Origin of the sequence: Exiguobacterium sp. s64 (assembly GCF_018618035.1) — a bacterium.
Classification (GTDB): Bacteria; Bacillota; Bacilli; order Exiguobacteriales; family Exiguobacteriaceae; genus Exiguobacterium; species Exiguobacterium mexicanum_A.
Window position 1 is genome coordinate 274566 of the sequence record NZ_JACSLH010000003.1, and the last position, 7992, is coordinate 282557.

The following is a 7992-nucleotide window of genomic DNA, read 5'->3' on the forward strand; positions in this document are numbered from 1 at the left end:
ATAGAATCATCCCCATTTCTCACTCACATCATGAAACGACAACCTAGAAGGAGTGACCCACATGCCAAGCCTCACCCCGCTCGTCAGTCTCGTCGTCCCGGTCTACAACGCGAGCGCCTACGTCCGTCAGTGTCTCGACAGCTTGACGCAACAGACGTATCCGCACGTCGAGATCATCTGTATCAACGACGGCAGTACCGACGACAGCCACGATATCTTGATGGAATATATTCATGACCCGCGTGTCCAAGTGCTGGACCAAACGAACCGGGGCTGCGCTTTTAGCCGCACCCGGGGGCTTGGCATGGCCACGGGGGAGTACATCATGTTCATCGACAGCGATGATTGGCTCGACCTCGATGCGGTTCGTGTCCTCGTCGAGCATGCCGAACGGGAACGGGCCGATGCGGTCATGGGCACATATGTCCGGGAGTACAAGGGCCGATCGCTACCGAAGAAAATCTTTGATGCGGACTTTTTGTCGTTCGATGCGGACGAGACGAAGCGCCACGTCCATCGTCGCTTGTTCGGATTGGTCGGGGAAGAGCTCGCCCACCCGGAAAACGTCGACGCCCTCAATTCGAACTGTTTCACGCTCTATCACCGTGATCTCGTCAAACACCTAACGTTCGGGTCCGGTCCGTACGGTACGTTCAACGACCTCTACTTCCAAATCGAGGCGCTCGAGAACTGTCAGCGTTTCGTCTATGTCGACTACCCGGTCTACCATTACCGGAAGACGGACGCGGGTTCGATGTCGAGTGCGTATAAACGGGATCTCGTCACATCGCGGCTACAATTCTTCCACATCTTGATGCGTTACATCGAGACGCACCACCTCGGCGAGGAGTATATGCAGGCACTCTACAACCGCATCGCCCTCAGCATGATCGGCATCGGCTTGAATGAACTCGCGGCACCGAAGTCGCTGTTCGCCCAGGCTGAGTCGCTCAAACAAGTGCTCCGCCAGGACGAATATAAACAGGCCTATTCGCAGATGGAGCTCGAGCATTTCGATGTGAAGTGGCGGACGTTCTTCCAGCTCTGTAAACATGAACGGACTGTCCCGCTCGTCTTGATGTTACATGGGGTCGACTATCTTCGGAAACGCGTGTGAGGAGGAGAAAACGATGAAACGAGTGCTCATGGTCGCCTCGGTCGTCTCGATGATCGAGAGCTTCAACCGCGACAATATCCGCATGCTCCAAGAGATGGGGTATCAAGTCGACGTCGCCACGAACTTCGAGTGGGGCAGCATGTATTCCGCTGACAAGATCGCCCGCATCAAGCAGGACCTAGAGGCGAACGGTGTCACACTGTTCCAAATCGATTTCGAGCGCGACATCAAGAAGATGAACGGCCACGTCCGCGCCTATCAACAGTTGAAAGCCGTCATGACGGCGAACCGCTATCACTTCATCCACTGCCACTCGCCGATCGGCGGGGTCGTCGGCCGGCTCGTCGCGCGCCAGACGCACACCCCATGCATGTATACGGCGCACGGCTTCCATTTTTTCAAAGGCAGCCCGTCGCTCAACTGGATGCTGTATTATCCGGTCGAACGGACGCTCGCCCGCATGACCGACACGATCGTCACCATCAACGAAGAGGACTTCTCGCGGGCACAGACGTTCAAGACATCGCACACGTTCCGCATCCCTGGGATCGGCGTCGACACGAAACGAATCGAGGCGGTCACGATTGATCGACCACTGAAACGTCGTGGCCTCGGCATCGACAGCGATACCGACTTCGTCTTGTTGTCGGTCGGCGAGTTGAACGAGAACAAGAACCACGAGACGATCATCCGCGCCATTGCCTCGCTCAAAGAACCGACGCTCCGTTATTTGATCGCCGGGACGGGTGACAACAAGGACCACCTCGAGCAGCTCATCCGGGAGCTCGGGCTCGAGCGGCAAGTGACCTTGCTCGGCTTCCGGGACGACGTCATCGAAGTGATGAAGGCGTCGGACTGCTTCGTCTTTCCGTCGAAACGGGAAGGGCTCGGCATGGCCGCGCTCGAGGCGATGGCGGCCGGGCTCCCGCTCATCACGTCGAACGTCCATGGCATCAACGACTATTCGATTGACGGGGTGACCGGTTATAAATGTTCGCCGGAAGACGTGGCCGGATTCGCTCGGGCCATCCGGACGATGCAACTCGATTTCGATTTGTCCCACCAAATGGGGCTCCATAACAGCGAGTCGGTCAAGGCGTTCGATGTCGACCGCTCGAAGACGGAGATGCGACGCATCTATGAGAGTTTTGATCGACCGATCGCCTGAAGAGAGGAGGGAGACGCATGAAACTCGATACCGAGGTCGGCGTCGTCAAATATCTGGTGCTGTTCTATTATCTGCTCGCGACGACCGTCTTTTACGCGCTCGCGATTTACGCGACCGGGAACGGTGTGTCGTACCATTTGTTCGGGGAAGGGGATGACGGCGTCTTCTACTGGGAACAGGCGATGAACGTGTTTTACGATTTGTCGTGGATCCGGACGTCGATTTATCCATGGGTCATCGGCAAGCTGATGCAGTTGATTGGCACCGAGAGCGTGTTCGCCATCCGGCTGTTCAACTTCGTCGGCATGGCGCTCCTTATCCACTTCGCCTTGAAACTCGTCTCCATCCAGCTCGCGACAACAGAGCTCGGGGAGAAAGAGGAACAGATTCGGCACTACGCCTATCTATACGCGCTGTTCAGTTTCATCGCCTATATCAGCCTGTTCATCAACATCACGACATCGATTTACCGGGACGTCTGGATTTACATGCTCTATATCGCCGCGACGTATCTCGCGATCCGATGGCTGTTCGAGAAAAACTGGACCTACTTCCTACTCTTGATTCCGACCGTCTGGTTGCTCGGCGAGTTCCGGACATATGCGCTTCTGTCGTTCGTCATGGCGACCGTCCTTTGGCTGTCACTTCAAGCGGTGCGCAAAATCGCCGGACCGTTTGTCATCCTGACGCTCGCCCTCGTCATCTTCGGCATCATCTATACGTTCTTCATGGACGTGCAAGTGCCGATCGTCGACAAGACGCTCCGCTCGGCGCTCCAGTATCGCTCCGACGGCATCGGCTTCCTCGCCGGTGGCAGTCAGATGGGTATCCGGCTCGACGCATCGAACTACTTCGGTTTCTTAGTCAATTATGTGCATAGTTATCTCGGCAACCTCGTCGGCCCGCTGCCGTGGGACGTCCGTGGCCTCACCATCTTGATCGTCTTCTTCATCGAGGCGTTGCCGATGACGCTCATCTTGTTGTTCCTTTGGTCACGACGCGCCTATGTCACGAAAGTGCAACAGTTCATCTTGATGCAGGCGTTCGTCTGGAACGGCTTGATCGCCATCACGAACGATAATATCGGAACCGCGCTGCGGCTCCGCGCCATCGCCTATCTGTTGATTTTGCTCGTCTTTGTCGTCTCCTATAGCCGGCACCGGGCCGAACAAGCGAAACAGCCCGTTCCGCCTGTCGTTACGACGTAGACAAATCTTTCAAAAAAATGATAGGCATCTCCTTCCTGTTTGTATTTGACGGGAAGCGGGACGGGGAAATGGTCATTATCCAACAACGCATACAACTTTGAGTCGCACCAATGAAGGAGGTTAGGTTGCCGTGAAAGACATCAACGCATCGATTCGCGATATTTGGTTCATCCTGAAAACGAAAAAATGGGTCATCCTGTTCACCATGGTCCTAGTCGGGGGCATCGCCTATTCGCTCAGCCGTTACGTCATCCCACCGACGTACGAGGCGTCGACCCAGATCCTCGTCGTGCCGAAACAAACGGGGACGGAGACGCTCGACAGTACGCAGATTCAATCGTCCCAAGGGCTCGTCAATACGTATCGAATCATCATGAAGAGTCCGATTATCTTGAACGAGGTGCGCGAGAATATCGCCAGCGCCCCGGAGAAGCTCGAGGACCAAATCGTCATCGAGAGCGAGGAAAACTCGCAAGTCATCACCATCCGAGCGACGGCTGACTCGGCAGCGCTCGCGTCCACGATTGCCAACGAGCTCGGACGCGTCTTCTCGAACGAAGTACCGAAATTAATGAATATCGATAATACGCAAATCTTGTCGCCGGCGTTCATCCCGGCCGAACCGGTCGAACCGAATATCCCACGAAACACGGCACTCGGTGTCTTGGTCGGTTTCATCTTGAGCAGCGGCATCGTCCTCATGCGTTACTTGTTCAACAAACAGATTCGTTCCGAGGCCGAGGCGGAAGCCATCCTCGGTATCCCGGTCATCGCGTCGATCCCGTTGTTTGATCGCCAAATCGTGAAACCTGAGAAACGGAAGCCGAAGGAACCAAAAGTCGCAAAGGAGGGTGAACCGTATGTTCCGAAAACGCAACGAAAACTATCATAATCGGATGACGAAAAACTTGATCACGATTTACGAACCGAAGTCACCGATCTCGGAGCAATACCGGACGCTCCGGACGAATCTCGAGTTCACATCGCTCGGCTCGAAATTGCAGACGCTTCTCATCACCTCGACGTCGATGGGCGAAGGCAAGTCGACGACCGCGAGCAATCTGGCCGTCGTCTACTCGCAACTCGGCAAACGCGTCCTGCTCGTCGACTGTGACATGCGACGCCCGACGATCCATCAAATCTTCCATATCGACTCACGGATCGGGCTCTCGAACGTGCTCGCCAAGCGCTCGACGGCCGAGGCGGCCATTCAGCCGACCCAGCTCGACAACTTATACGTCATGGTCGCGGGTGTCGTCCCGCCGAACCCGTCCGAGTTGCTCGCAGCCCCGGCGTTCCGGGAGATGCTTGATCACTTGAAAGACGACTTTGATATCATCTTGCTCGACGCACCGCCGATCATGCAGGTGGCAGACAGCCGGATTATTGCCCAGGAAGTCGACGGGGCAATCCTCGTCCTCAGCTGTGAATCGGCCGACCGGGACGAGGTCGTCAAAGCACGTGACCAACTGCTCATGACCGGGGCGAAGATTCTCGGAATCGTCTTGAATCGCCGCGAGTCGCGTCAAGGCAAGGACGCCTATTACTATACGTATCAATGAGGAGGCTCTCCCATGGCGACCAAATATGCCATCGAACCGGAACAGACGAGTTCGAATCAAATCAAATACGGCGCCTTGGTCTCGTACGGATCAATCGGGTTCAACATCATCTCGGGGCTCCTCTACACGCCGTGGATGATCAGCAAAATCGGACAAGGGGACTATGGGTTATACGTCCTGTCGTTCTCGATTATCGCCATCTTCGCGTTCAACCTCGGACTTGAGATCGTCGTCGCCCGTTTCCTCAGCAACTATCGGACGCACGGTGACCGTGCTGGAGAGATTCGCTTTCTCGGCATTGCCTATAAACTGTTCTTCTTCTTGACGCTCTTATTGACGGTCGTCCTCGTTGTCCTCTACTTCCTGCTCGACGTCATTTACGGCAATTTGAGCGCGAGTGACATGGAGAAGTTGAAAGTCATGTATCCGATTGTCGGTTTCTACATCTTGATCACGCTGCTCGCCAAACCGATTGACGCCGTCTTTATCGTCAACGAGCGTTTCATCCAGCTGAACACGCTGCTCTTCCTCGAGAAAATCCTAATCGTCAGCTTCACGATTGGAGCGCTCGTTATGGGTTATGGGGTTTATGCCCTCGTCATCGTCAACGCGGCGATGATTTTGCTGATCAACTTGTGTAAGTTGCTGTACGTCTGGAAAGGAACGGACACGGAAATCGACTTCACTGCGTCGGGAAAAGGGATGTACCGTGAGATTTTCGTGTTCGCCTCGTGGCAGACGACCGTGTCGGCGACGCAAAATTTCTTGATGCACATCATGCCGACCGTGCTCGTCATCTTCGCGAGTGGTGTCGCCGTCGCTATCTTCTCGATCGGGATGGTCATTGAAGGATACGTCCTGTTGATCGCCACGGCCGTCAACTCGCTGTTCTTGCCAAAAGTGACCCGGCTCAACCACTCGGGCGGTTTGAAAGATATCGAGAACTTGATGATTCGGGTCGGTCGCATCCAGCTGTACGTCATCGGGCTTATCACGATGGTATTCATCGCGATGGGCGCGGAGTTCATCCACTTCTGGGTCGGGGACGATTTCAAAGAATCATATGTCGTCGCGGCACTGTTGATCGCGATGGGTATCATTACGCTACCGCAAGAGATTGCCAACATCCACCTCGTCGCGACGAACCAGGTCCGCTACCGGGCGTATGGGATGGTATTGTCGGCGGTGATCGCCTTGATCTTCTCAGCATTCCTGAGCGGTCCGTTCGGGGCGACGGGGGCGGCGCTGTCGGTCATGATCGGATACTTGAGCGGCAATACGCTGTTCATGAACATCATCTACGCGAAAGTGTTGAAGCTCGACGTGTTCCGATTTTTCCGAGAGTGTCATGTGAAGCTCGCCCCGGGATTACTGTTCGTCCTCGGACTCGGCTTCATCGTCCAATATTGGTTTCCAGCTGACACGTTGCTCGGCTTCGTCTTCAAAGGAATGGGGCTCGTCCTCGCCTACGCGATTTTCATGTGGGTGTTCACGGTCGATGCGTTCGAGAAAGACTTGGTCCGGTCGATGATTCCAAGCAAGCGATTCGGGAAGGGGGAAGTGTGATGGGGATGTATGAGACATACGTTAAACGGCCACAAGACGTGGTGCTCGCGTCGGCCGCGCTCGTCGTATTGAGTCCCGTCCTCGTGACGGTCGCGGGTCTGATCAAGTGGAAGCTCGGGGGACCGGTGCTGTTCAAACAGAAACGTCCCGGGAAAGACAGCGTCATCTTCGAGATGGTGAAGTTTCGGACGATGACCGATGAGCGGGATGAGCACGGCGAACTGTTGCCGGACGAGATCCGGTTGACCCCGTTCGGTCAGACGCTCCGGTCGCTCAGTCTCGATGAGTTGCCGAGTCTGCTCAACATCGTCAAGGGTGACATCGCCATCGTCGGACCGCGCCCGTTGCTCGTCGAGTATTTACCGCGTTATAACGAAGAGCAACGTCGACGACATGATGTCCGACCGGGACTGACGGGACTCGCCCAAGTGAACGGACGGAACCGACTATCGTGGCCGGATCGCTTCGCGCTCGATGTGAAGTACGTCGACAACGTCACGTTCTTCAACGACTGGAAGATCATCCTGCAGACGGTCGGGAAAGTCGTGAAGAAGGACGGCATCTCGTCGGATACGGCGGCGACGATGGAGGCGTTTATGGGGGATGAGGTCATTGAGGCGGAGTATCGGATTGGGAGTAAATGATTGGTGATGACCAGGTTTTCGGTTGGACAAATCGTCTGACGGACACCTGGTATTTTTTATGTCGTGGTATCGAAAAACATACACCTTTTTATAAAAACAGGAGACAAAATTTAGAAATTAGATGGTATATTGTTCTTTGGAAAATCTTAATGGGTGTTACATATAAAGTACAAAGGAAGATGTGAATGAAAAAGTGGGTCAGTTTAGTTGTCGTGATGTTATTGGTATTTAGTTCGTTTGATTGGAGGGTGTTGGCTGAGGGTGATGTTGAGGCACCAAAGTTAATCAGTTATTCGATTGAGGACGGCGACTACACGGCCGGTGATTCGGTTCCGGTCGAGATGGTGGTCGAGGACGACACAATCACCGGGGTCTATGTGGATGTCTATATGAGAAAGCCCATCTCTGGAGGACTGCAATGGATCAGAATGTGGGCGCTAGAAGGTGGTGTCTATCGTGGAGAACTTCTAATCAAGGAAGGCATGGAGTCGGGGCGGTATGAGTTCGACTATGTCTATTTGGCAGACACTTGGAACAACAGCAGGGTTGTACGCGGTACGGATATCGAATTGAATGGATTCAATGTGAATGGTACGGAAGCTGACACGGTGGCTCCAAAGTTAATCAGTTATTCGATCGAGGACGGCGACTACACGGCCGGTGATTCGGTTCCGGTCGAGATGGTGGTCGAGGACGACACAATCACCGGGGTCTATGTGGATGTCTA

Annotated in this window: 8 protein-coding genes; all 8 read left to right on the forward strand. The window is 54.6% G+C overall.

Features of this window, described 5'->3' with window-relative positions; genetic code table 11:
* The first annotated feature begins 61 nt into the window (after nucleotides 1-61).
* On the forward strand, nucleotides 62-1117 hold the full coding sequence (locus KNP64_RS07385; protein ID WP_214792415.1) for a glycosyltransferase family 2 protein: 1056 nt from the start codon (nucleotides 62-64) through the stop codon (nucleotides 1115-1117).
* A 13-nt stretch (nucleotides 1118-1130) separates the two neighbouring features.
* Nucleotides 1131-2285 carry a glycosyltransferase family 4 protein gene (locus KNP64_RS07390; RefSeq protein WP_214792418.1) on the forward strand — a complete coding sequence of 385 codons (1155 nt, stop codon included), beginning with the start codon at nucleotides 1131-1133 and terminating at the stop codon, nucleotides 2283-2285.
* Between the two features lie 17 nt (nucleotides 2286-2302).
* The gene (locus KNP64_RS07395; RefSeq protein ID WP_214792420.1) at nucleotides 2303-3493 is read left to right on the forward strand and encodes a hypothetical protein; all 1191 of its coding nucleotides are present in this window, start codon (nucleotides 2303-2305) and stop codon (nucleotides 3491-3493) included.
* Nucleotides 3494-3623: 130 nt separating this feature from the next.
* A complete protein-coding gene (locus KNP64_RS07400) occupies nucleotides 3624-4385 on the forward strand; it encodes a YveK family protein (RefSeq protein WP_214792425.1) in 762 nt (253 codons plus the stop codon).
* A complete protein-coding gene (locus KNP64_RS07405; protein ID WP_029594848.1) occupies nucleotides 4354-5055 on the forward strand; it encodes a CpsD/CapB family tyrosine-protein kinase in 702 nt (233 codons plus the stop codon). Before KNP64_RS07400 ends, KNP64_RS07405 begins: the two co-directional genes overlap by 32 nt.
* 12 nt (nucleotides 5056-5067) lie before the next feature.
* Nucleotides 5068-6621 carry a lipopolysaccharide biosynthesis protein gene (locus KNP64_RS07410; protein ID WP_214792428.1) on the forward strand — a complete coding sequence of 518 codons (1554 nt, stop codon included), beginning with the start codon at nucleotides 5068-5070 and terminating at the stop codon, nucleotides 6619-6621.
* Nucleotides 6621-7265 carry a sugar transferase gene (locus KNP64_RS07415; RefSeq protein ID WP_305794560.1) on the forward strand — a complete coding sequence of 215 codons (645 nt, stop codon included), beginning with the start codon at nucleotides 6621-6623 and terminating at the stop codon, nucleotides 7263-7265. The genes KNP64_RS07410 and KNP64_RS07415 overlap by 1 nt, the downstream gene beginning before the upstream one ends.
* A gap of 251 nt (nucleotides 7266-7516) precedes the next feature.
* The coding region (locus tag KNP64_RS07420; protein WP_214792431.1) for a hypothetical protein at nucleotides 7517-7992 on the forward strand (476 nt) is incomplete at its 3' end.

Excerpts from the sequence above, each read along its gene's own strand:
- KNP64_RS07385 (WP_214792415.1), top strand. The coding sequence starts at position 62 with ATGCCAAGCCTCACCCCGCTCGTCAGTCTCGTCGTCCCGGTCTACAAC.
- KNP64_RS07390 (WP_214792418.1), top strand. The coding sequence starts at position 1,131 with ATGAAACGAGTGCTCATGGTCGCCTCGGTCGTCTCGATGATCGAGAGC.
- KNP64_RS07395 (WP_214792420.1), top strand. The coding sequence starts at position 2,303 with ATGAAACTCGATACCGAGGTCGGCGTCGTCAAATATCTGGTGCTGTTC.
- KNP64_RS07405 (WP_029594848.1), top strand. The coding sequence starts at position 4,354 with ATGTTCCGAAAACGCAACGAAAACTATCATAATCGGATGACGAAAAAC.
- KNP64_RS07410 (WP_214792428.1), top strand. The coding sequence starts at position 5,068 with ATGGCGACCAAATATGCCATCGAACCGGAACAGACGAGTTCGAATCAA.
- KNP64_RS07415 (WP_305794560.1), top strand. The coding sequence starts at position 6,621 with ATGGGGATGTATGAGACATACGTTAAACGGCCACAAGACGTGGTGCTC.